Genomic DNA, 20,509 nt, shown 5'->3' on the forward strand with positions numbered 1-20,509 from the left:
CTCCTCTATGCTTTTCGTTTTCTTAAATAGATGATTCCGCCAATAATAGCAATGCCGGTAGTGATATATAGAACATTGGAGTAAGTATCAAATACATGAAGCACTTGCTGCCAGTTTTCACCAAGTTTAACACCTAAATAAATCAGTACACCGTTCCATATAAGAGTACCAAGTGTCGTATAAATGATGAATGATAACAAATTCATGTGATTTAAACCTGCAGGAATGGAAATGAGACTGCGTACTACAGGGATGAAGCGGCATAGAAAAACAGCGACACCTCCATATTTAGAAAACCAGTTATTGGATTGATGAACATCTTCTTTTTTAAGACGTAAAATTCTGCCATATTTATCGACGAGACGTTCGATGCGATGTAAGCCTAAAACTTTTCCCACATAGTATAGTATGATGGCACCCGCAAGAGCTCCGAGTGTTGAAGCAGCAAGCATGCCAATATAAGAGAGAGAATCAGATTTCGTCACCATGAATCCACCGAATGTCAGAATAACTTCAGATGGAATAGGGGGAAAGACATTTTCAAGCAGAATCAATAGAAACACACCGAAATAACCGAATTGTTCCATAATGTGCATAATCCACTGCTGCATATCATAACTCCTTTTAATAATTTTATAGTATATCTACCCTAAATCTTAATGTAATCCGCATAGATTATTAAATTATTATAGCTGTTATTTATTAAAGTTTAAGATGACAGACCGAGTTTGCTATAATTTTTTAGGAGAGGGTATAAATATTGATAATAAAAGGAGGAGTCAGTCATGTCAGAATTATTCAATGAGAATGAGTTAAGCCCATCAGAAAAAAGAGGGCCAGGCGTAGTAGGAACGATAGAATTTCAGATGGGAGACCAGACGGAATTTACTGGAGAATATATGCCGACCAATAAACGTTTCTTCATGATCGTCGATATGAACGGTCAGCCTTACCAGCGTGTGATGAGTTATGATGAAATCAAAGGTGTTGAGGTAGAAGATGATGCGGTAATCGTTGAATTTTCAATCGGTAAAATCAAGATGAGAGACATCGGTAATGGAACAGCACAAGTATTCGCCGACTTTGTTAATGAACATATTAAATAAAATAAAACAGCCTTCAAATGACAAGATGTCATTTAAAGGCTGTTTCTCATTTTTCACAAAATTCTATTCAACAATTTCAAGCGCGATTTCCATCATTTTAGTGAATGAAGTCTGACGTTCTTCTGGTGTTGTTTCTTCGTGTGTCAGTAAATGATCGCTTACTGTGAAAATACCGAGTGCTCTTACATCGCCGCCGGCATATGCTGCATTCATATAAAGACCTGCAGATTCCATCTCAACTGCAAGAATGCCCATTGAACGCCATTTGTCAGTTGCCTGCGCGTTTGCATTGTAGAAGATGTCTGATGAAAGGACGTTACCCACGTGATTAGGTACCCCTTTTTCGTCTGCTAATTGTTTGGCACGAGCAAGCAGGCTGTAGTCAGCAATCGGTGCAAAGTGACCAGGTAATCCGTATTGTGCCACATAATTAGAATCAGTAGAAGCACCTTGAGCAATAATCACGTCATAGACATTGATGCCTTCCTGCATCGCACCGCATGAACCGACACGGATTAAATTTTTGACGCCGAATGTATGAATCAGCTCATAAGAGTAAATGCCGATTGACGGTATGCCCATACCTGTTCCCATGACAGAAATACGTTTACCTTTATAAGTTCCTGTGTAACCGAACATATTGCGTACTTCGTTGAACTGGACAACGTCTTCTAAGTAAGTGTCTGCAATGAATTTTGCGCGCAGTGGGTCACCAGGTAATAAAATAGTTTCTGCGATTGGATTATTTTCAGGCTTTATGTGAGGTGTAGACTGAGTCATAATGATTCTCCTTTAGTTAATATTTATCATTTCAATCTTAGTATATATAACTATGTATGAGATTACAAAAAAAGATGAACTCGTTAGCAGACGAGACAATGTGCTTATGTTTAAAAACTTGAATTGGTGCAATAACTACTAGAGTAAAGAAATCATATTAAAATTGGAGTGATCGATCATGAGTAACAATCAAGATCCGTTAAATGCATATTATCCAGGTAAATTCGAGAAACAGGAACAGGAAGCACCAGGATTACAACAGAAAATGAAACCCATACCAGACTGCGGCGAGGAATCATATACAGGAACAGGTAAATTAAAAGGGAAACGTGCGCTAGTGACAGGAGGAGATTCCGGTATCGGACGTGCTGCAGCTATTGCTTATGCTAAAGAAGGGGCAGATGTCGCTATCAATTACCTTCCTGTAGAAGAAGCGGATGCACAGGAAGTGAAAGCTGTCATCGAAGCGGCTGGGCAGAAAGCTGTATTAATTCCCGGAGATCTGCGGAATGAAGAATTCAATAAGGAAATGGTAGAAACAGCCGTCGAAGAACTAGGAGGAATCGATATTTTATGCAGCGTTGCCGGTGAGCAGACAGCTGTAGAAAAAGTAGAAGATTTATCTACTCATCAATTACGTTCAACATTCGAAACTAATGTATTCTCATTAGTATGGACTGTGCAAGCTGCGCTTCCGCATCTTGAAAAAGGAGCATCTATCATTACCACTTCGTCTGTACAGGCTTATAATCCAAGTAAAAACTTACTGGATTATGCAGCAACAAAAACAGCAATAGTGTCTATTACAAAATCTCTGGCTTCTCAGTTGGGGGAACAGGGAATTCGTGTTAACTCAATAGCTCCTGGACCGATCTGGACGGCGCTGCAGATTTCAGGTGGACAGCCACAGGAAAAAATCCCTGAATTTGGCCAGAAAGTCACTTTACAGCGTGCAGGACAGCCGGTTGAATTATCTGATGTCTATGTATTCCTGGCATCAGACAATGCAAGTTATGTTACTGGTCAAGTATATGGTGTAACAGGTGGCGTTGAGATCAATTGATATACGGACAAGGCTGAGACACTATAGTCCAGCCTTTTTTATTTGTCCTTTTTTCTAATGATCTGTATGACGAGCATGAGCACAAACGACAGCAGAATCATGATGCCGACCCAGCTGCCCGCGAGCAGCAGTTCATTATTTTCTATCGCGACATATATTGCAGTAGGTAACGTCTGAGTAATTCCCGGAATATTACCGGCAACAATTAATGTGGCACCGAACTCACCGAGTGCTCTGGCGAATGAAAATAAAATACCGGTAACAAGGGCATTTTTTGATAGTGGAACTATAATCGATTTGTAAATGTTGAAGTTGCTGGCACCATCCATTTGGGCTGCATCAATCACTTCGCTGCTCACGTTGTCAATGCCAATTTTGAGTGACTGATACATTAACGGGATAGCGACGACAGTTGATGCAATAACAGCCCCGTAAATACTGAATAGTATTGTTGTATGTAATAATTGATAAATCAGCAGACCTATTACGCCATCTCGTCCAAGTAGAAACAATAGTATAAATCCGACTACAGTAGGCGGCAGTACCATCGGCAGCATGATGGTTGTCTCAATAATGGATTTCCCCGGAAATGTCTTCTTGTTCAGCAAAAAGGCAAGGATGCTTCCGATAATAAAACTGATTACAGTAGCGGTACCTGCCACTTTCAATGAGAGAATGACAGGTGATAAGAAAGTATCACTCAACAGTAAATCCATAACTTCTATACACCTTTTTTGATTGATTATTTTGCAGATAATGGTAGAAATCTTGTGTTGCTTTCAAATCTTTTGCGGAACTCACTATTCCTAACGGATAAGTGATTGGTTCATGCAATTGATTACTGATAGCACAAGTTTCTAAAGATGTGGGTAAAGCATCTGTGTAATAAACGATGCCGGCATCCACATTACCTGACTCAACGTAAGTCAGCACTTGACGGACATCTTTTGTATAGATTATTTTATTTTTCACCTTTGACCAAAGCTGAAGCTTATTTATGGCAGACTTTGCGTATATGCCTGCTGGAACTGTTTCAGGTGTACCAATAGCAATTCTTTTTATGTTTGAATCCGTTAGATGAACAGGACTGATGTGTTTCTTTTTAGAAATGAGGACCAGTCTGTTTTTTAGGAGTGATGCTGTATTTTCTTTGCTGATATCACTATTTTTAATCAGTTTATTCATATCCTTTACAGAAGCTGAGAAGAATAAATCTACCGGGGCGCCTGCTTTTATTTGATTGCTGAGAGTGCCCGAAGCGCCGAAGTTATAAACGATATCAATATTAGGATGAGATTTTTCGTAATACTTTTCAATATCACCGAGCGCATCTTTCAAGCTGGCAGCAGCAGAAACTGTGACGGTTGTCTTTTGTGAATCGCAGCCTGTAAGCAGTACAATGCACATAAAAGCGATTAAAAGTCTCAAAATAATCCCTCCTGTTCTTGTATCAGTATACAATAAATTTTCATTGATTAAAGCAGGTAACTTCCTTCTTTATGGTGAAGAAGGGTTTAATGAAAGGGAAATGGGTTATTAATGAATAGTGTGACAATTTATAAAAGGGGTGTTTAGAATGAGAGCAGTAACTTTCCAAGGTAAAAAGAAAATGGAAGTGAAACAAGTAAAAGACCCGATTATTGAAGCGCCGACAGATGCGATTATTAAAATTACAGCAACAGGTATTTGCGGTTCTGACTTGCATTTATATCATCAAGGCGACCTGATGATGGATCCAGGATTCGTTATCGGACATGAACCGATGGGAATTGTAGAAGAAGTTGGCAGTGAAGTAACGAAACTAAAAAAAGGTGACCGTGTCGTCATTCCTTTTAACATCGGCTGTGGTGAATGCTTCTACTGCGTGAATGAAATGGAATCTCAATGTGATAATTCAAACGAAGAACAGGCAAATTGGAAGATGGATAATGGCGGACTATTCGGTTTCGGTAAAATGCATGGTAACCACTGGGGTGGCCAAGCAGAATATTTAAAAGTACCATTCGCTGATTTTTCATCATTTGTAGTACCGGACAGTGATATGAAAGATGAACAGGTCTTATTTCTTTCAGATGTTGTCCCGACTGCCTACTGGAGTGTTGAAAATGCAGGCGTCAAACCCGGGGATACAGTTATTATTCTCGGCTGTGGTCCAATCGGTCTGATGGCTCAGAAGTTCGCTAAGTTAAAAGGTGCAGAACGTGTTATCGGTGTCGATAATGTAGAACACCGACTTGAACATGCAATTAGAACGAATCCAGTTGAAGTAGTGAATTTCGATAAAGAAAAAGAAATCGGCAAGCTGCTTCGTGAGGAAACTAAAGGCGGCGCAGATGTCGTCATTGACTGTGTCGGTATGGACGGTCAAGTGACAATCACAGAACGTGCGACAAACTTAGTGACGCCACAACGTGGAACAATCAGTCCGATAGAAACAGCAGCAGAAGCTGTACGTAAATTTGGTACGATCCAGCTGACAGGTGTTTATGCGACGCCGGCAGCTAACTTTCCGTTACCATTGATCTTCAACCGTAACGTTCAAGTGAAGACAGGTCAGGCACCTGTCATCCATCTAATGCCTAAGTTATATGAAATGATTCGAGACGGCGTGTTCGATCCGACAGACATCATTACACATACGATGTCACTTGACGATGCTCCAGAAGCATATGAGATCTTTGATAAGAAGAAAGATAATAACATCAAAGTAGTATTGAAACCATAATAACGACTGAACCGGCTCATTGAGCCGGTTTTTTAGAAATTCAAAAAATAGTTGCGAAGGCGTTTTTTTCCTAGTATGATGAGAAGGTATTATAAATGAGAATGAATCTCAATTAGGAGGAGAACAATGAAAAAATGGTTCGTACTATTGATTGCCTGCTTACTGATGCTGGCTGCTTGTGGAAATACATCTTCTGAGAAGAAAGCAGAAGATACTAAAAGTAGTGAATCAAGTAAAGTTAATTATAAATTGGATAATGGGAAAACAATCAAAATTCCTGAGAATCCAAAACGTGTAGTATTGATGAGTGCAAGCTATACAGGCAATCTTCTTGAGTTAGGTGTAAAACCAGTCGGTGTTGACGCGTATGCTTTCCAATCTGATATTTTAAAGCCGAAGTTAAAAGGTGTGACACAGCTTGGAGCTGGCGATGTAGAAAAAATTGTTGAATTAAAGCCTGATCTGATTATTTCTTTTGATACAGATAAGAACAATTCGAAATACGCAAAAATTGCGCCTACGATTCCGATAAGTTATGCAAAACACGGTTATCTGGATATTCATGAAGAACTGGGTCAGATTGTAGGTAAGGAAAAAGAAGCAAAAGCATTTGTTGATCAGTGGAAAGAAAAAACTGCTGAAGACGGAAAAGAAATTAAAGAGAAGATTGGTGCAGATAAAACCGTATCAATCTATCAGGTTTTCCAGAAAAAGATATATGTTTACGGTGATAACTGGGGACGTGGTTCTGAGATTATCTATCAGGCATTTGGTCTGAAAATGCCGGAAGCAGTAACAAAAGATGTTAAACCGACAGGCTGGAAAGAAATTTCAGCGGAGCAGATTGGTAAGTATTCAGGTGATATATTATTGATTTCAAGTGATACTGGTAAAATTTCTAACAGTATTGTTGAATCAAATGTATGGAAGAACTTAGACGCTGTAAAAAATGACCGGGTCATTCAATATGATTCAGAAGATTTCTGGTTCAATGATCCGATTTCACTTGAACACCAGCGAGAAGTGCTGAAAAAAGAATTGATGAAAATAGAAAAATAGTGAGCAGCTGAGAGCACTTATCTTAAAAAAGATAGGTGCTTTTTGTAATGTAAACTTTTTATTTATTTAGGTTAACAATATTGCTATAATCATATTAGTCGAAGAAAGGGGTATTTTTAGTGAAAACAAAAGATATGGTGATTGTGGCAATGTTTGCTGCTGTTATTGCAGTGCTTGGTATGTTACCGGCGATTCCAGTTCCTGCAATCGGTGTACCATTTACATTTCAGAACTTGGGGATTATATTAGCGGGCTGTCTGTTAGGGAGAAAACTCGGTGGGTTAAGCGTCTTGTTATTTACTGTTTTAGCTGCGTGCGGACTTCCAGTATTATCGGGAGGACGTGGTGGACTAGCACTCTTTTTCGGTCCAAGCGGCGGTTATTTATTTTCATTTCCATTAATCGCTTACTTAATCGGCTGGCTAACAGAGAAACGTTTCCAGCATATGAATGTATGGCAAGTCTTTTTAGTGAATGGGTTAATCGGTGCATTTTTATGTAATTTAATCGGCGGCACTTTCATGGCATTTAATCTTGGTATGCCATTAATGACTGCTTATAAATCTGTGTTAGTCTTTATTCCGGGAGACCTTTTAAAATCTCTTGTAGCAGCGTTTGTTGCTGTAAAGCTGCGTGCTGTTCCTTCTGTCAGACGCTATATTGAACCAGGTATGACTTATGGCAGTCGCTGAGTAGATAATGGAATCATATTATAAGGATGTGTCCTTCGTGGAACATGTCCTTTTTGTTTTTTAAAATTATATTAGAATGACCAGTTGTTGAATAAAGCATATTGATTAACATAATTTCCCGTTAAAGTAGATTATTAATACAATTTTTTTATATACTTACAATGGTAAGAGATGTAATAAGATGTGCAAATGAACGTGCTGTTTTAAATGAAGAACAGGTATTTCAACATTATTTGAAAGCGTGGGCTAAGAGTGGAAATGGTGAAGATCTGCTTTACATCAGAAGAAATCTCAAAGTTTTTGCTTCATGAAAATGCAGTGCCTGATACTTTGCTGCCGAAAGCATGGTTTCTAAGTGATATATCAAGGACGTTTAAAGGTGTCATATACCATACAAAACAACTTGTATCAGACAATAAAGTAAAGCCAGATAAAGAATACAATGTTAAAATAACTTTGAAAGACAGCCGTAAAATAAAACAATTTCTTCAATATACATATGAAATGATTTATTATGACGGACCGATTGTTAGAGCGAGGATTCAATCTACGTTTGTGCAGGAGGTACTTGATGAAAATTGAAATCACTAAAGAACAGGTACTTGCTTTTACTAAGCTTTTGCAAGATGATAACAGTATTCATCAGAGTGATGCTACTGTTATTCCAGGGAATCTTCTTGTTCATTATATTATTCAAAGCCTTGAACTGCCTCTGCTGAAAAGCAATCACAGTACATTTAAAAAGCCTGTTCTTGTAGGGGAAGATATCGCACTTGATTATCATCAAACTGGAAACATTATTGAATATCGCGTGACTTCAGGAAGAGAACTGAAATTATCCGGAACTTTGGAACTTACAGGAGGGTAACATGCTGACGTTTAACGATACAAAGCTCGATGCAGAACGACATGCAGAAAATGAAAGATTGATTCATTATCATACATCGTCACAGCTCATCAAATATTATGCTAATTATTATGCTTACAAGGAAGTGCCAACTCTCGAACAGTTTAAAGCAGATATTGAAATGCAGAAGTTGTTCCATCTGCAGAGAGGACAGAAACATCTTCTGTTTATATTTCCTGAAAATGTAAAACCTTCTGATGAACTGATCAGCTTTGGAAAAGAATATGGCTTTTCGTTAGAGAAGATGGAACTCTATAGGGCTGATACGAGTCAATTGAAGGCGCAGGATAATTCTAGCGTTGAAATCATTGAAGTATTAGAGCGGGGAAAAGCGTTTAACGATTTTCTAGTCGTATGCCGTGAAAGTGAAATAGAGTATGGGGAAGAATTTGTAGAATTAAAACGCACGACTCATACTCGGGACTTAATTGACCCGACTGTGATTCAGCTGATTGCTTATATGGACGGTGAACCGGCAGGGAAGCTTGAAGCGATTCTTAATGAACGTACTGTAGAACTTGATGATTTTTATGTAAGAAAGGTTTTCCGGAGTCGAGGCATTGGAAGCATGCTGCAGCAGTTTGTCTGGAAACGAGCAGGAGAACGTCCTGTTATATTGGTGACAGATGGTAATGACACAGCACGTGAAATGTATCAGAAACAAGGCTACGAGAAAGTCAGTGAACGCTATGAATTTTTAAAAGTGGAATGAAACCCTTGCTAATTTAGTAAGGGTTTATTTGATGATTCTATCAGGATGACTGTATATATTGAATGACTCATTTCTGATAAAGCCGACTGCTGTGATATTTAAATCGTGAGCAAGCTTAATAGCAAGATCGGTCGGAGCGGATTTTGACAGAATGATTCCGACTCCTATTTTTGAAGCTTTAATCAATATTTCCGAGGAAATGCGTCCTGAGAAAATTAATACTTTGTCACGAATCGAGATATGCTCTTTTATACAATATCCATACAATTTATCAAGTGCGTTATGTCTACCGATATCAGACCGATGAATATAAAAATCATTACCATCACTGATTGCTGCGTTATGTAGACCGCCTGTCTGTTTAAAATTCGTACTTTTATCCTGCAGCTGTTCCATCATACGGATGATATCTCCTGCTCTAACCGTTTTGTCAGTCATAGAGACTTTGGCAGCAGCGGCATCACTGACAAAGTAAAATTCACGGCTTTTACCACAGCATGAACTGATCATGCGTTTGGAATAATGACTATTGTCATGATTGATTTCTTTCGTCAAGGTTATATGACAGAACCCCTTGCTGTCATCAAGCTGAATAGTCTGAATATCAGCATGCCGACGGATGACACCTTCTGATGCAAGAAAGCCGAGGACAAGTTCTTCAAGGTTTGTCGGGCTGCACACAATTGTTGCAAATTCCTGACGGTTAACATATAGTGTCAACGGAAATTCTGTAGCGATTACATCATGATACGAATGGAATTTATTATGATGATATTTAATGATGGACTGCTGTCCAGCAATTTCTTCTTTCATACGGGCCCCCCCTTTGCCTTAGTATACCTCAGTACCATTATCATATATATTGAAAGGTTTTATAGAAAGAGTAGAATGGACTATGACAGACAAGAGTTTGATCAGCTTTGACAGCATTAATTACAGGAAATTGAGGAAGACCAATGAATCGTTATGACAGACAGGAAAAATTCAATAAAATCGGACAGATGGGTCAGTCGCTAATTGAGTCGAAAAAAGTAGGAATCGTCGGTATGGGAGCACTAGGGACTCATACTGCAAGTACGCTTGTAAGAGCGGGAGTCAGACAACTGGTTATTATTGACCGTGATTATGTGGAGTTATCCAACTTGCAGCGGCAGACGTTGTTTACTGAGGAGGACGCGCTGCTATCACTGCCGAAAGTGGTGGCAGCAAAGCGGCAGCTTGAGCAGATTAGATCTGATGTCACGATAGAGACTTATATCGATCACTGCGATTCAGCAGTCCTGCATGATTATTTCATGACATGTGACGTGCTCATCGATGGTACAGATAACTTTGATACGCGTCAAGTCATTAATGATTTCAGCTATAAAACCGGAATTCCATGGATTTACGGAGCGTGTGTTGAAGCGACTTATGCAGCATGTGCTTTTATTCCAGGTACAACACCGTGTTTCAACTGTGCGTTAGGAAGTCTGCCGGTCATGAATCGCACTTGCGATACAGTTGGCATCATTGAACCCGCCGTAAGCATGGCGGCGAGCTTTCAGTCGATGTATGCCTTGAAACTGCTGACAGAAGAATTGTTCGAGTCAAAACTAATATTCGGAGAGGTTTGGAACTATGAACAGACAGCTCTTAAGTTTAGCCGGACAAAAAAGTCAGACTGTCCGACGTGCAGTCTTCCGATTTTCCCTTATCTTTCTGACCATCAACACGAAACAATGCTCTGCGGCCGGGATACTGTGCAGTTTCGAAAGGTAACTGAGAAGCAGCTGGAACTTGAACAGTTTTTGAATAACCGGCACATCGAATTTCAGAAGACATCTTATTTTATCCGTTTCTCATTTAACTCTAAGCGTTTCATGTGGTTTCCGGGCGGGCGTCTGCTCATTCATGATGTCAAGTCCATCAACGAGGCTAAAGTAGTATATCATCAATTATTCGGGTAGGTGAAACGATGCATCATCGTACAGACAGAGCTGTTTCAGCTGGCGTTCTGACTATTAGTGACACACGAACTAAAGAAACTGATAAAGGTGGTCAGGCAGTGATTGACCATCTTAAAAATAACAATATTATCATCAAACATTATGACATCGTCATTGATGACGTCACGATTATTCAGCAAGCAGTCACACAGATGTTTCCTGACGTGGATGCAGTCATCACGACCGGAGGTACTGGCGTCGCTCAGCGTGATGTGACTATTGAAGCAGTCAGACCACTGGTCGATAAAGAGCTGGATGGATTCGGTGAACTGTTCAGATATTTGAGTTTTACAGAAGACGTCGGAACAAAATCGATGTTATCACGTGCTTTTTGCGGAACTATAGATAACAAAGTCTTATTTTGTATTCCAGGATCAGTCGGTGCAGTTAATCTTGCAATGAAAAAGCTCATCACTCAGGAAATCTTCCACATTGTGAATGAGCTTAATAAATAATCAACGGTTAAAATCGCCGTTTTTGCCACCCGATTTATGGACAAGATAAGTCGGACCGATAATCATTCCTTTATCGACTGCTTTCGTCATATCATAAACTGTCAGGGCAGTGACAGAAGCACCGGTCAGAGCTTCCATTTCAACTCCAGTTAGTCCTTTAGTCTTAACAGTGCATTCAATATGCAGCACGTATTTTTCACTCTTCTCCCAACGGAAACTGATATCGATGCCGCTCAGTGCCAGCGGGTGGCACATCGGTATAATACGAGACGTATCCTTTGCGGCCATAATACCTGCTACTTGTGCTACAGCAAGGACGTCTCCTTTACGATTGGACTGATTGACGATCTGGTCATATATCACGTCGTTGACTTCGATAGAACTTGCAGCCACAGCAGTGCGAGCAGTTACATTTTTATCGGAAACATCTACCATCCGTGCATGACCTTCATCGTTAAAATGTGTCAAATGATTCATTCACTTCACCCTTTCCTTTATAATCAGTATAAAGGACCTACGCTAAATGAGAAAGAAGGATGACGATGCTTGATAAAAGAACCCCTTTACCTGTCGATGAAGCAATCGCCCGCTGTATGGCACACACACAATCTGCACCTATCATTACAGTACCACTTGCAGATAGCCTTAACTTCTATACAGCAGAAGATACAATTGCAACTTATGATATTCCAATGTTCAATAAATCACCTTATGATGGCTATGCAGTGAGAAGTGCAGATACAGCAGGAGCCAGTGGAGACAACCGGATCAGTTTCCGTATGATTGACCATATCGGAGCAGGAGCAGTGAGTCGCGAAGCGCTGCAGCAGAATGAAGCGGTGCGAATCATGACCGGTGCTCCCATCCCGCAAGGCGCAGATGCTGTCGTTATGCTCGAACAGACAGTTGAAACAGCGGAAGGCTTCACTCTTAGAAAATCTTTCTCACCAGGCGAAAATATCTCAGTTCAAGGAGAAGAGTGCAGGCAGGGCGAGTTGGTTCTGTCAGCTGGCACGTTGATTACACCAGGTGTACAGGCAGTACTCGCTACATTTTCATATAGTATGGTTAATGTCAGAAAGAAACCTGACGTCGCACTAATTTCTACAGGTACAGAGTTGACTTCAATTGATGAACCGTTACTACCCGGGAAAATCCGTAACTCTAACGGTCCGATGATTGCAGGGCAGCTTGCTGATCTTGGTATTAAACCGACGATTTATCAAGTCACAGCAGATGACTATGAACATCTGCTTGCTATTATGAGAGAAGCGCTCCAAAGTCATGACATCATTATTACGACAGGCGGTGTATCAGTAGGCGACTACGATTATATGCCTAAAATATATAATGCATTGAAAGCCGATATCTTGTTCAATAAAGTGGCGATGCGTCCCGGCAGTGTCACGACTGTCGCAGCACTGGGCAGTCAGCTGCTCTTTGGGCTCTCGGGGAATCCATCAGCATGTTATACGGGGTTTGAGTTGTTTGCTAAACCGGTTATTAAGAAAATGATTGGTGCCTCTCAATGTTATGCACCGATTATTGAAGTAAAACTGACAGAAGATTTTCTGAAAGCTAATCCATTTACTCGCTTTATACGTGCAGAACTTGACCTCATCAATCGGACTGTCAGACCAGCCGGATTCAATAAAAGCAATGCTGTGATTGCGATTGCCAGGAGCAATAGTATGATAATGCTGCCAGGTGGAACGCGAGGATTTAAATCAGGCGATCGAGTAAAAGTCATTATCACTAGACTGACGGACGTCACGACATGGTAATCCTTCAGGTCGTCGGCTATAAAAAAAGCGGGAAAACGACTGTGATCAACCAGTTGATAGGCGCAGCAAAACAGCTTGGATTACAAATAGCAGTGATAAAACATCATGGGGACAATTCAGGCAATGAAATTGATATTCCACTCGAAAGAGATCATTTGACTTATATGGCAGGCGGAGCTGATGAAAGTATTATTCAAGGCTATCAGTATATTCATAAGCTGATGACATCCCGTGAACAGACACTAGATGATCTGATTAAAGAAGTATCGACCGATCCTGACCTCATCTTAGTGGAAGGATACAAACGGGCAGATTATCCAAAAATTGTTCTCCTACGAAATGAAAGCGATAAAGAATTGTCAGGTTTAAAGCATATCATCAAAATAATACATACTGCTGACCTTACTCATATAAATTATACAGAAATCATACAGGGACTGATTAATGATGAAACCATTTGAAGTAGTAACAACTCCGCTTGAACCGGAAACTTATAGGAAATATACCGTTAATCCAAACCAGGGAGCAGTATGTGTCTTTACGGGTATCGTTCGTGAATGGACAAAAGGGGTAAAGACAGAGTATCTTGAGTATGAAGGATATATTCCTATGGCTGAGAAGAAACTGGAACAGATAGGTGAAGAAATCAGTGAGAAGTGGCCTGGTACTGTAACAGCAATTGCTCATAGATTAGGTATTTTACAGATTTCAGATATAGCAGTCGTTATTGCTGTCTCTTCACCACACCGGAAAGACAGTTATGCAGCAAATGAATACGCCATCGAACGTATTAAGGAAATTGTCCCTATTTGGAAGAAGGAAATATGGAAAGACGGCGAACAATGGATAGGTGGACAAAAAGGCGGCCATTCATCATATAAGGAGGACCATTCATGAAAGTACTCTATTTTGCACACATTAAAGAACTGGTCAACCGTGATCAGGACAACTTTTCTTTTGGCAATGAACTGACAGTAGATGAATTCAGAAAGCATTTAAATGAAACGTATCCTTTTCTGCAAGGAGAGAAGTTTCAGATTGCAGTGAATGAAGAAGTCGTCAATGATTCAGAGACTATTACCAATCAGGATGTTGTGGCATTGATTCCACCGGTGAGTGGTGGTTGATAGGTATTATATTAGCTGGAGGAGAATCACGAAGGTTCGGTAGTCAGAAAGCCTTCCACAAACTTGACGGACAGCCGTTTTATCGACGAATAGCACGAGTGATGGAAGCGAGTGAACAATTCAGCCGCATCGTCATCAGTTCTAATACAACAATTGCTGACCATTTTGAAGGATATCCTGTCATTATTGATCATGACTGTTATATAAATCATGGTCCATTAGCAGGTATATATGCTGTGATGGAAACGTGTCCTGCTGATGCCTATATGGTTATCTCAGTGGACACCCCCTATATCACTACAGCCGCAATCAATGTTCTAGCAGGAGAATATAAGGGGAATCTGACGGTATATAAGGACAATATACAGATCCACGGGACAATTGGAATATATCCGAATGATTTAAAACCGACGATACATCGGCTGCTTGATGAGAAGAGGCTTGCCATACGAAACTTATTTACTGAAGACACTAAGTATGTCAATGTGACTCAAGTACCGGGTAACTGGTATGCGAACATTAATACGCCGGGAGATCTGGCTGCAAAGAAAGCAGGCGAACTTGATGACCGCACAAATAACAGATAAACTAGGGCGGCCAATCCGGGATCTTCGGATTTCTGTCACTGACCGTTGTAACTTCAGATGCGCTTATTGTATGCCGAAAGAAATTTTCGGAGATGATTTTCTGTTTTTAGCGAAGGATGAATTGCTGACATTTGAGGAACTGATTAGAATTGCTGACCAATATGCGCAGCTTGGTGTAAAGAAAATCAGAATTACGGGCGGGGAACCGCTGTTAAGACGTGACTTGCCGCAATTGATCAAAGCGTTAAATGATATTCCGGGGATTGAAGACATCGGGATGACTACGAATGGATTGCTGCTGAAAAAACATGGACAGGCATTATACAATGCCGGGCTGAGACGATTGAATATCAGCCTTGACGCGCTGGATCATGTATTTGAAGAAGTGAATGGCCGCGGCGTAAAAGCAGATGCTATTATTGAGCAGATTGACTACGCGAAACGTCTGGGTTTTCAAATTAAAGTCAATATGGTCGTCCAAAAAGGCATGAATGATCATCAACTGCTGGCAATGACAGAATATTTCAAAGAACAGCAGATAACGCTAAGATTTATTGAATTTATGGATGTGGGTAATGACAATGGCTGGAACTTTGATCAAGTAGTCACAAAGTCAGAAATGATTCAATTGATAGAGCAGCATTACATAATTAAACCAGTATTGCCAAAATATTTTGGTGAAGTAGCTAAGTACTACGAACATGATAACGGCACAAAAATTGGCTTTATCACTAGTGTATCAGAATCATTCTGCTCCAGCTGCACGAGGGTCAGATTAAGTTCTGACGGTAAAATTTACGGCTGTTTATTTGCGGGCAGTGGTTTTGATTTGAAATCGTTTGTTCGTCAAGGTGTTACTGATGAAGAACTGAAATCGCAGATTATTAAAATCTGGCAAGAGAGAGACGACCGTTATTCAGATGAAAGAACGGCTGAAACAGTGAATAATAGACAACGGAAAAAAATAAATATGAATTATATCGGAGGCTGATGCCTCTTTTTTATTATCTTAATATACAGAAAAATAAAAGAATATGTTTATTTCATACATTGACCATATAAAATTATTATATACTGATAATATTAATAAAAATACTGTTAAATATACTATTAAACGCCACTGTTATTATTGAGAAAATCGGGTATAATGAAATTATGACTAGATACTATTAACAAATAATAATTATCAATTCATGGTAGTTTAACGGTTTCATATATTAATTTTTAGAGGTGACCAATGGATAGAGATAAGAAATTACAGTTAAGAAAGTCAGTCAAGCCGTTTGAAAAATCAGAATTACAAATTAGTGTCATGCAGATCATTAATACTTTGGTTCCATACATTCTTCTGATTGTTACAGGATTCATTGTATACGAGATCTCACCGTGGCTGTCTATCTTATGTGGAACAGTCGGTGCATTTTTCCTCATCAGAAGTTTCATTATCTTCCACGACTGTTGTCATGGTTCTTTTTTCAAAGATAAGAAAGCAAATAAAATTCTCGGTAATATTTCAGGATTTCTGACATTATTTCCTTATGAAAAGTGGCGTCGTGAGCATATTACCCATCATGCAACAAGTGGTAATCTCGACAAAAAAGGAACAGGCGATATCTGGATGATGACCATTGAAGAATATAGAGAAGCAACGCCGATGCAGCGTTTTATCTACCGTGCTTACAGACACCCGTTCGTCATGTTTGTGCTTGGACCGATTTATCTGCTCTTTATTTCTAATCGTATGAATGCGAAGGGCGCAAAAGCGAAAGAACGTAATAACACATATATTCATAATATTGCTGTTATTGTAGTATATGGTCTGCTTATCTATCTGCTTGGACCTGGGCGTTTCTTCAGCGTGATGGCTCCAGTATTATTTGTAGGTGGATTATTAGGGATTTGGCTGTTCTATATTCAGCATACATTTGAAGACTCTTATTTTGAGGACGAAACACAGTGGGATTATGTTAAAGCAGCTGTAGAAGGAAGTTCTTACTACCGTCTGCCAAAATTATTCCAGTGGCTGACAGGAAACATTGGTTTCCACCATGTACATCATTTAAGTCCGAGAATTCCAAATTATCTTCTTGAACAGGCACATAATGAAACACCGCCGTTACATCATGCAACGACAATCGGTATAAGAGAAAGTCTGAAATCATTAAAGTACAAATTATATGATGAAGAAAATAAAGGATTTATTACATTCAGCGAATTCAATAGACGATTCGCAAAATAGCAGAAAGCACATCTTATCGATAAAGATGTGCTTTTTTTCCGTGTAAAAATATATATGCAATTAAGCCGATCACTACAACAAAACTCATTACACCATAAAGGCCGTGCATACCTGTCGTAGGAATAACTGCTCCGAGAACGTAAGGCCCAAAGCCAAGAGCAAAATCAAGACAGATGAAGAATGTTGAGGTCGCAAGGCCGATTTTATGAGGTTCCGTGACTTTGACCGCTGTCGCCTGAGCAATAGACTGGAAGTTACCATAACCAAAACCGATGAACACCGCGCTGATCCATAACAGCAAGGCATTATGTGTGATGCTGAGCAGTGCAAGCCCAATGATGAAACTTATGAATGAAGGAATCATCACAACGTTAGTTCCCTTAGTATCCATCATTCGACCAGTGATTGGACGGGAAATCAGGACAGTGATGGCATAAACAAGGAAAAAGAAACTTCCTGCTGTGACTAAGTTGTTCTCTTTAGTAAAAAAGGAGATAAAACTCAAAACGCTGGAATAGGCGGTACACGTGATTAATACAACAATACCGATAGGAAGTGCATTCTTATCGATAAAGTCACCGAGATGAAATCCTTTCGGCATATTGGATTTTACAGGTTCAATATGCGGTGCAATTTTAATCAAAGGAATAAAACTCAGCGCTACTACTGCAATAATAAAACAGATGATAAATAGCTGCTGATAGGTAATGAACTGCAGCAGAAACATTCCCAGAAATGGTCCTATTGCTGTAGATAATACAGTACTCATACTGAAATAGCTGATTCCTTCGCCACGGCGGTCGACAGGTGTGATAAATGCAGCGATAGTCCCAGTTGCCGTAGAAGCGATACCACTGCCGATACCGTTTAAAAATCTAGCTGCGAGTAATAAAGGCAGATTGGATGACAGAAAATATAGGGCGGTTGTTGCAGTGAAGATGATTCCTCCAATGACAAGAATCTTCTTCTGACCTAGAATATCGATATATTTTCCCGCCCAGAAGCGACCAAATAAACTGCCGACAATGAAAATGCCTGATACAAGACCGGCCAGACTTGTTGATACATGATATTCTGAGACGGCGTATCCTCCGATAGTTACCAGTAGTAAATACATGGATAGCATTATGATGAAGTTAGTTAAAGAGACTAATATAAAGTTTTTTGTCCATAATGGTTCATTAATCTGTTTGTCCAAAACGGTCGTCCCTCCTATTCTTATAATATTGAGTAATGCTGACAAGCTGTTCTGTCAGTTCTTCAACCGGCACGTTGATATTCGACAGAGATTTTTGCTGTGTGCTTGAGACCTGCTGCTGTATATCTTCGTAAATGGTATTTCCGTGAGGGGTTAGAGAAAGTATTTTCTCGCGTTTATCTTTACCTTCAGCTGTTTGAATAAGGTTAAGTTCTACTAAGCGGTGGATAATTTTAGTCGCTGTCGGTTTTTCAATAGCCCGGATCTTTGCAACTTCAACCAGTGTTGTAGGAGCAGTCTGAGCAATAGTTTTAAAGATAAACCACTGAGCAGAAGATAACTGGTAGTGATTTACGATCTTGTCCATTTCGCTGACATAAGTACGCCTTAAGTCAAGGAGGACCTCAAAAAATAACTGGGTTTTCATATTAACCTCCAATATAGTTAGTTAGCAAAACTAACTATATCATTTGCAGAATTTAATTTCAACTGAAATTTTATGAATAAAAAAACGCCTGGGCATTTGCCCCGACGTTTCCTATCCATTGAATATTATTAAATATAATGTGTATTAATAAATTTTTCTACGACATATTCTTTTAATCCGAGGTGGCTGTTCTCTCGACCGAATCCAGAATGTTTGACACCACCGAATGGTGTTTCCGGGTTTGAGATTTTCACTTCATTAATACCGACCATACCATATTCCAGTTGAGTAGACAGCTGATAAATAGCTTTTGCAGAAGAAGCGTAAGCATATGACGCCAGGCCGAATTCTGTATCATTAGCCATTTCGATCACTTGATCCAAATCGTTAAACGAAATGATAGGAACAACAGGACCGAATGTTTCTTCATAGAATATATTCATGGATTGATCGACATGATCGATGACTGTTGGCTGGAAGAAGAAACCTTTTGCATAGTCACCATCTGTCAGACGTCCACCACCCGTGATCACTTTAGCACCTTTATCCATTGCATCGTCAAGCTGCTTTTTAATCTTGTCGATGGCATCTTCACGGATTAGAGGACCAACTTTTGTATCCTTTTCAAGACCATTGCCGACTTTAAGATTCAAGACAGCAGTCTTCAACTGAGCCATAAATTCTTCTTTAATCTCTTCATGAACGAACACTCGGTTAGGCGCGATACACACTTGGCCGTTGTTGCGGAACTTTGCACCTATCAATCCTTCGATACTTGCTTTGACATCAGCATCTGAATGAATGATGAACGGTGCGTGACCGCCTAATTCTAGTGAAAGTTTTTTCAGTGTAGCTGCAGATTGTTTATACAGCTCTTTACCGATTGGCGTTGATCCGGTAAACGTCAGCTTTCTAACCGTATCTGAATCTGTCATTGTCTTACCGATGACTTCTGAGCTGCCCATCACTAAATTAACTGCTCCGGCAGGGAAACCTGCTTGTTCCAGCTGTTCAAATATGGCAATTGCCGTCAGTGGCGTATCACCTGAGGGCTTCAATACTACAGTGTTACCAGCTGCAAGTGCTGGTGCGATTTTACGTGTCACCATACCTGATGGGAAGTTCCACGGAGTGATAGCTGCAACAACACCTATTGGCTGATACATAATCTCGTAATGATGGGCGTTCGGAGCTGGAATCGTATCGCCATAAAGCCTTCTCGCTTCCTCAGCATTCCATCTGAATGTTTCAGCACCATCGATGACTTCCAGTCTAGCTTCAGCAAGAGGTTTGCCTTGTTCGGTTGTCATGACTTCAGCGATATAATCGGCGTTTTCTTCAATTAAATCTGCCGCTTTTCGTAAAATGCTGACACGGTCCTTTAATTCTAAGCTACTCCATTCTTTGAAGGCAATGCTCGCTGCTTCAATCGCACGTGTTGTTTCTGTTTCTCCTGCCTGGGCAGTATGGGCTATAACTTCGCCAGTCGCAGGATTGATGACTTCTTTAGTTTCTTGGTTATCTCCATCCATCCACTGACCGTCTATGAATAATTGTGTATGAACTTTGTTAATTACTTCACTCATTTAATGACCCTTCTTCCATTTGTTTGTTAATTATATTTTCCCTTATAGAAATTCATCAAACAAACAATCAGCTT

The 20,509-nt window shown here is 39.9% G+C and carries 26 protein-coding genes; 17 read left to right on the top strand and 9 right to left on the bottom strand.

Annotated features, from left to right (window positions below):
• Positions 1-5: 5 nt before the first annotated feature.
• Positions 6-611: a DedA family protein gene (locus ERX29_RS01875; protein WP_133442991.1), complete on the bottom strand. Its 606-nt coding sequence runs from the start codon at positions 609-611 to the stop codon at positions 6-8.
• 174 nt (positions 612-785) lie between these two features.
• Here ERX29_RS01875 and ERX29_RS01880 point away from each other — a divergent pair, with 174 nt between their 5' ends.
• Positions 786-1,106, top strand: coding sequence for a PH domain-containing protein (locus ERX29_RS01880; protein WP_133442992.1), 321 nt, complete (start codon positions 786-788; stop codon positions 1,104-1,106).
• Between the two features lie 63 nt (positions 1,107-1,169).
• On the opposite strand, the gene deoD is transcribed toward ERX29_RS01880, so the two are convergent.
• Positions 1,170-1,886: a purine-nucleoside phosphorylase gene (gene deoD, locus ERX29_RS01885; protein ID WP_133442993.1), complete on the bottom strand. Its 717-nt coding sequence runs from the start codon at positions 1,884-1,886 to the stop codon at positions 1,170-1,172.
• A 178-nt stretch (positions 1,887-2,064) separates the two neighbouring features.
• Here deoD and ERX29_RS01890 point away from each other — a divergent pair, with 178 nt between their 5' ends.
• Positions 2,065-2,949, top strand: coding sequence for an SDR family oxidoreductase (locus tag ERX29_RS01890; RefSeq protein WP_133442994.1), 885 nt, complete (start codon positions 2,065-2,067; stop codon positions 2,947-2,949).
• 38 nt (positions 2,950-2,987) lie between these two features.
• On the opposite strand, the gene modB is transcribed toward ERX29_RS01890, so the two are convergent.
• On the bottom strand, positions 2,988-3,665 hold the full coding sequence (gene modB, locus ERX29_RS01895; RefSeq protein ID WP_133442995.1) for a molybdate ABC transporter permease subunit: 678 nt from the start codon (positions 3,663-3,665) through the stop codon (positions 2,988-2,990).
• Entirely contained in the window at positions 3,646-4,356 is a 711-nt protein-coding gene (gene modA, locus ERX29_RS01900; RefSeq protein ID WP_133443103.1) for a molybdate ABC transporter substrate-binding protein, read from the bottom strand. Before modA ends, modB begins: the two co-directional genes overlap by 20 nt.
• Before the next feature lie 169 nt (positions 4,357-4,525).
• Between modA and ERX29_RS01905 the strand changes: the two genes are divergently transcribed.
• The 6 genes from ERX29_RS01905 (at position 4,526) to ERX29_RS01930 (ending at position 9,044) form a co-directional block, all read left to right on the top strand.
• Entirely contained in the window at positions 4,526-5,674 is a 1,149-nt protein-coding gene (locus ERX29_RS01905) for a zinc-dependent alcohol dehydrogenase (RefSeq protein ID WP_133442996.1), read from the top strand.
• A 126-nt stretch (positions 5,675-5,800) separates the two neighbouring features.
• Positions 5,801-6,733 carry an iron-hydroxamate ABC transporter substrate-binding protein gene (locus ERX29_RS01910; RefSeq protein ID WP_133442997.1) on the top strand — a complete coding sequence of 311 codons (933 nt, stop codon included), beginning with the start codon at positions 5,801-5,803 and terminating at the stop codon, positions 6,731-6,733.
• A gap of 119 nt (positions 6,734-6,852) precedes the next feature.
• Positions 6,853-7,425 (top strand): biotin transporter BioY, encoded by a 573-nt coding sequence (locus tag ERX29_RS01915; protein WP_133442998.1) that lies wholly within the window; start codon positions 6,853-6,855, stop codon positions 7,423-7,425.
• A 261-nt stretch (positions 7,426-7,686) separates the two neighbouring features.
• Entirely contained in the window at positions 7,687-8,007 is a 321-nt protein-coding gene (locus ERX29_RS01920; protein ID WP_133442999.1) for a hypothetical protein, read from the top strand.
• Entirely contained in the window at positions 7,997-8,293 is a 297-nt protein-coding gene (locus tag ERX29_RS01925) for a hypothetical protein (protein ID WP_133443000.1), read from the top strand. Before ERX29_RS01920 ends, ERX29_RS01925 begins: the two co-directional genes overlap by 11 nt.
• A gap of 1 nt (position 8,294) precedes the next feature.
• Positions 8,295-9,044, top strand: coding sequence for a GNAT family N-acetyltransferase (locus ERX29_RS01930; protein WP_133443001.1), 750 nt, complete (start codon positions 8,295-8,297; stop codon positions 9,042-9,044).
• A 24-nt stretch (positions 9,045-9,068) separates the two neighbouring features.
• On the opposite strand, the gene fdhD is transcribed toward ERX29_RS01930, so the two are convergent.
• Complete coding sequence (gene fdhD / locus ERX29_RS01935; protein WP_133443002.1) at positions 9,069-9,857, bottom strand: formate dehydrogenase accessory sulfurtransferase FdhD; 789 nt, start codon at positions 9,855-9,857, stop codon at positions 9,069-9,071.
• Positions 9,858-10,000: 143 nt separating this feature from the next.
• Between fdhD and ERX29_RS01940 the strand changes: the two genes are divergently transcribed.
• Both ERX29_RS01940 and ERX29_RS01945 read left to right on the top strand, forming a co-directional pair.
• On the top strand, positions 10,001-10,993 hold the full coding sequence (locus ERX29_RS01940; protein WP_133443003.1) for a ThiF family adenylyltransferase: 993 nt from the start codon (positions 10,001-10,003) through the stop codon (positions 10,991-10,993).
• An 8-nt stretch (positions 10,994-11,001) separates the two neighbouring features.
• Positions 11,002-11,487, top strand: coding sequence for a MogA/MoaB family molybdenum cofactor biosynthesis protein (locus tag ERX29_RS01945; protein ID WP_133443004.1), 486 nt, complete (start codon positions 11,002-11,004; stop codon positions 11,485-11,487).
• Here ERX29_RS01945 and moaC read toward each other — a convergent pair whose 3' ends face one another.
• Positions 11,488-11,964 (bottom strand): cyclic pyranopterin monophosphate synthase MoaC, encoded by a 477-nt coding sequence (moaC, locus tag ERX29_RS01950; protein WP_133443005.1) that lies wholly within the window; start codon positions 11,962-11,964, stop codon positions 11,488-11,490.
• Between the two features lie 65 nt (positions 11,965-12,029).
• On the opposite strand from moaC, the gene ERX29_RS01955 reads away from it, so the two are divergent.
• The 7 genes from ERX29_RS01955 (at position 12,030) to desA (ending at position 17,224) form a co-directional block, all read left to right on the top strand.
• Positions 12,030-13,271 carry a molybdopterin molybdotransferase MoeA gene (locus ERX29_RS01955; protein WP_133443006.1) on the top strand — a complete coding sequence of 414 codons (1,242 nt, stop codon included), beginning with the start codon at positions 12,030-12,032 and terminating at the stop codon, positions 13,269-13,271.
• Positions 13,265-13,732, top strand: coding sequence for a molybdopterin-guanine dinucleotide biosynthesis protein B (mobB, locus tag ERX29_RS01960; RefSeq protein ID WP_133443007.1), 468 nt, complete (start codon positions 13,265-13,267; stop codon positions 13,730-13,732). Before ERX29_RS01955 ends, mobB begins: the two co-directional genes overlap by 7 nt.
• The gene (locus tag ERX29_RS01965; RefSeq protein ID WP_133443104.1) at positions 13,719-14,168 is read left to right on the top strand and encodes a molybdenum cofactor biosynthesis protein MoaE; all 450 of its coding nucleotides are present in this window, start codon (positions 13,719-13,721) and stop codon (positions 14,166-14,168) included. The genes mobB and ERX29_RS01965 overlap by 14 nt, the downstream gene beginning before the upstream one ends.
• Positions 14,165-14,398: a molybdopterin converting factor subunit 1 gene (gene moaD, locus ERX29_RS01970; protein WP_133443008.1), complete on the top strand. Its 234-nt coding sequence runs from the start codon at positions 14,165-14,167 to the stop codon at positions 14,396-14,398. Before ERX29_RS01965 ends, moaD begins: the two co-directional genes overlap by 4 nt.
• The gene (gene mobA / locus ERX29_RS01975) at positions 14,395-14,985 is read left to right on the top strand and encodes a molybdenum cofactor guanylyltransferase (protein WP_165981032.1); all 591 of its coding nucleotides are present in this window, start codon (positions 14,395-14,397) and stop codon (positions 14,983-14,985) included. Before moaD ends, mobA begins: the two co-directional genes overlap by 4 nt.
• Positions 14,963-15,976, top strand: a complete 1,014-nt coding sequence (moaA, locus tag ERX29_RS01980; protein WP_133443105.1) for a GTP 3',8-cyclase MoaA — start codon at positions 14,963-14,965, stop codon at positions 15,974-15,976. The genes mobA and moaA overlap by 23 nt, the downstream gene beginning before the upstream one ends.
• A 246-nt stretch (positions 15,977-16,222) precedes the next feature.
• The gene (gene desA, locus ERX29_RS01985) at positions 16,223-17,224 is read left to right on the top strand and encodes a Delta(5) desaturase DesA (protein WP_133443010.1); all 1,002 of its coding nucleotides are present in this window, start codon (positions 16,223-16,225) and stop codon (positions 17,222-17,224) included.
• Positions 17,225-17,237: 13 nt separating this feature from the next.
• Here the strand turns inward: desA and ERX29_RS01990 are convergent, their stop codons facing one another.
• From ERX29_RS01990 to ERX29_RS02000, 3 genes are all read right to left on the bottom strand, one after another.
• The gene (locus ERX29_RS01990; RefSeq protein WP_243719943.1) at positions 17,238-18,422 is read right to left on the bottom strand and encodes an MFS transporter; all 1,185 of its coding nucleotides are present in this window, start codon (positions 18,420-18,422) and stop codon (positions 17,238-17,240) included.
• Positions 18,406-18,789, bottom strand: a complete 384-nt coding sequence (locus ERX29_RS01995) for a MarR family winged helix-turn-helix transcriptional regulator (RefSeq protein ID WP_165981033.1) — start codon at positions 18,787-18,789, stop codon at positions 18,406-18,408. The genes ERX29_RS01990 and ERX29_RS01995 overlap by 17 nt, the downstream gene beginning before the upstream one ends.
• A gap of 188 nt (positions 18,790-18,977) precedes the next feature.
• A complete protein-coding gene (locus tag ERX29_RS02000; protein ID WP_133443012.1) occupies positions 18,978-20,435 on the bottom strand; it encodes an NAD-dependent succinate-semialdehyde dehydrogenase in 1,458 nt (485 codons plus the stop codon).
• Between the last annotated feature and the right edge of the window lie 74 nt (positions 20,436-20,509).

Source organism: Macrococcus lamae (genome assembly GCF_004359545.1).
GTDB classification, from domain to species: Bacteria; Bacillota; Bacilli; order Staphylococcales; family Staphylococcaceae; genus Macrococcus; species Macrococcus lamae.

Coding starts and splice junctions, on each gene's coding strand:
- ERX29_RS01875 (WP_133442991.1), bottom strand. CDS start 611: ATGCAGCAGTGGATTATGCACATTATGGAACAATTCGGTTATTTCGGT.
- ERX29_RS01880 (WP_133442992.1), top strand. CDS start 786: ATGTCAGAATTATTCAATGAGAATGAGTTAAGCCCATCAGAAAAAAGA.
- deoD (WP_133442993.1), bottom strand. CDS start 1,886: ATGACTCAGTCTACACCTCACATAAAGCCTGAAAATAATCCAATCGCA.
- ERX29_RS01890 (WP_133442994.1), top strand. CDS start 2,065: ATGAGTAACAATCAAGATCCGTTAAATGCATATTATCCAGGTAAATTC.
- modB (WP_133442995.1), bottom strand. CDS start 3,665: ATGGATTTACTGTTGAGTGATACTTTCTTATCACCTGTCATTCTCTCA.
- modA (WP_133443103.1), bottom strand. CDS start 4,356: ATGTGCATTGTACTGCTTACAGGCTGCGATTCACAAAAGACAACCGTC.
- ERX29_RS01905 (WP_133442996.1), top strand. CDS start 4,526: ATGAGAGCAGTAACTTTCCAAGGTAAAAAGAAAATGGAAGTGAAACAA.
- ERX29_RS01910 (WP_133442997.1), top strand. CDS start 5,801: ATGAAAAAATGGTTCGTACTATTGATTGCCTGCTTACTGATGCTGGCT.
- ERX29_RS01925 (WP_133443000.1), top strand. CDS start 7,997: ATGAAAATTGAAATCACTAAAGAACAGGTACTTGCTTTTACTAAGCTT.
- ERX29_RS01930 (WP_133443001.1), top strand. CDS start 8,295: ATGCTGACGTTTAACGATACAAAGCTCGATGCAGAACGACATGCAGAA.
- fdhD (WP_133443002.1), bottom strand. CDS start 9,857: ATGAAAGAAGAAATTGCTGGACAGCAGTCCATCATTAAATATCATCAT.
- ERX29_RS01940 (WP_133443003.1), top strand. CDS start 10,001: ATGAATCGTTATGACAGACAGGAAAAATTCAATAAAATCGGACAGATG.
- ERX29_RS01945 (WP_133443004.1), top strand. CDS start 11,002: ATGCATCATCGTACAGACAGAGCTGTTTCAGCTGGCGTTCTGACTATT.
- moaC (WP_133443005.1), bottom strand. CDS start 11,964: ATGAATCATTTGACACATTTTAACGATGAAGGTCATGCACGGATGGTA.
- ERX29_RS01955 (WP_133443006.1), top strand. CDS start 12,030: ATGCTTGATAAAAGAACCCCTTTACCTGTCGATGAAGCAATCGCCCGC.
- mobB (WP_133443007.1), top strand. CDS start 13,265: ATGGTAATCCTTCAGGTCGTCGGCTATAAAAAAAGCGGGAAAACGACT.
- ERX29_RS01965 (WP_133443104.1), top strand. CDS start 13,719: ATGAAACCATTTGAAGTAGTAACAACTCCGCTTGAACCGGAAACTTAT.
- moaD (WP_133443008.1), top strand. CDS start 14,165: ATGAAAGTACTCTATTTTGCACACATTAAAGAACTGGTCAACCGTGAT.
- moaA (WP_133443105.1), top strand. CDS start 14,963: ATGACCGCACAAATAACAGATAAACTAGGGCGGCCAATCCGGGATCTT.
- desA (WP_133443010.1), top strand. CDS start 16,223: ATGGATAGAGATAAGAAATTACAGTTAAGAAAGTCAGTCAAGCCGTTT.
- ERX29_RS01995 (WP_165981033.1), bottom strand. CDS start 18,789: ATGGACAAGATCGTAAATCACTACCAGTTATCTTCTGCTCAGTGGTTT.
- ERX29_RS02000 (WP_133443012.1), bottom strand. CDS start 20,435: ATGAGTGAAGTAATTAACAAAGTTCATACACAATTATTCATAGACGGT.